Below are 1531 nucleotides of genomic sequence, written 5' to 3'. Positions count from 1 at the left end.
AGGCCTATGATACTCACAATCAACACCTGAAAGCCGCCGCCTGACATGAAACCCATGCTATAGCTTAGCCCGGCGGAAAACTGGTCGAAAATTCAGGACCACCTCTGTCCGAATGCTGCGGTGCGGCCCGTCAAAGCAGCCGTTCGCGCATCGCGCAGCATTTTTCGACCAATACGTCGGTCTGCGGGACCTAGCTGCCGTTGCTTGCTGGCGGAGACCACTTATGATGCCGAACATGAACGATCCCTATCGCCTTCCCGAAGAGCTTCAGACTGACCGCTATCTACTAAGGCGTGTCGTGCCAAATGATGCCAAAGCGATCTTCGATAGTTACGGGACGGATGCCATTGCAACCCGTTACCTGGGCTGGAAACCGCATCAGTGTGTCAAACAGACACGGGCGTTTCTCGAGCGAGTTGCGACAGAATGGGATGAGGGAACCGGCTTTCCTCTTGTTGCTTTCGATCGCGAGGCACCGGATGAACTCGTCGGCATGTTTCATCCCCACATACGGGGATCTACTGTTAGCTATGGATACGTACTCAGTCCTGCAAGCTGGGGAAAAGGCTGTGCCACCGAGGTCATGCACTGGCTTGTTGACCACGCCCTAAGCCATCCGCAAATCCACCGTGCCGAAGCCTTTTGCGATGTGGAGAACGCTGCATCAGCGCGGGTGCTGGAGAAAACAGGTATGGCGTTCGAGGGCGTACTGAGACGCTACTTCCTGCACCCCAATATCTCTGAGGTTCCGCGAGACTGCCGAATGTATGCGAAGGTCCGGTAAGGGCTCACTGCCGACCTCGGATGCACCGCAGTATCAGCCAGATCAGCATCGGCTTACTGGAAGTGACGGACCATTCCCGTCGTTCGTTGCAGTTTTCGTCGCTGCATTGCAGCTTACCTATACCTGACACTCATGAAACTAACTGAGTTTCGAAAGGCACCGACATGAAAAAGCGTCTAGTGCAAAGCCTGATCATTCGAAATGATCTCGAAGAGGCCAAATCTGAGATAAACCGCAAGGGCCTCATCCTTTCGATTGCTCATGTCAAAACAGCCTTCTTGGCATTCCACAATCTGTGCGAATTCGAGAAATCCATACGAGCCATTTATACTGATCATCGGCAACTAGGGCCCGTGGACATTCATCTTGAAGCAATCAGGGCTGCGGCGAGGTTCCAATTGGCGGTGTAGCTGCAATCGGTCTTGTCATAGCGTGTTGCTATACCTCGGAATTCCTTGATCTTTGCGAAGTAGTTTTCAACCATATGGCGCCACTTGTAAGAGTCTGCGTCGTAGTTACGATGTTGCTTTCGGTTTGATTTCGGTGGGATCACGGCGCTTGCCCCACGTGCATCCAGTTCTTCCAGAAGCCAGTTCGCGTCAAACGCTTTGTCTGCCAGAAGAGCCCCGAAGGGAACGTTACGGATCAGTGGCGCGACGCCTTTTGTGTCATGTGCCTGCCCGGGCAATAATAGGAAACGGATCAGATTGCCGAGCGCATCCACTAGCGCGACGATTTTAGTCGTCA

General features: G+C 53.3%; 2 protein-coding genes. One reads left to right on the top strand and one right to left on the bottom strand.

Going from position 1 to position 1531, the window contains the following annotated elements:
• Positions 1–235: 235 nt before the first annotated feature.
• Positions 236–784, top strand: coding sequence for a GNAT family N-acetyltransferase (locus DWB67_RS17640; RefSeq protein WP_119808841.1), 549 nt, complete (start codon positions 236–238; stop codon positions 782–784).
• A 361-nt stretch (positions 785–1145) separates the two neighbouring features.
• Here DWB67_RS17640 and DWB67_RS17635 read toward each other — a convergent pair.
• Positions 1146–1531: IS5 family transposase (locus tag DWB67_RS17635; RefSeq protein ID WP_119808840.1), on the bottom strand; the 386-nt coding region annotated here is incomplete at its 5' end.

Source organism: Paracoccus sp. JM45 (genome assembly GCF_003590715.1).
Taxonomy (GTDB): Bacteria; Pseudomonadota; Alphaproteobacteria; order Rhodobacterales; family Rhodobacteraceae; genus Paracoccus.
Note: the sequence above shows the minus strand (reverse complement) of the source record. Positions and strands in the feature narration are given on the sequence as shown.

Bases quoted from the DNA above. Each gene is read 5' to 3' on its own strand.
- DWB67_RS17640 (WP_119808841.1), top strand. From the start codon at position 236: ATGAACGATCCCTATCGCCTTCCCGAAGAGCTTCAGACTGACCGCTAT.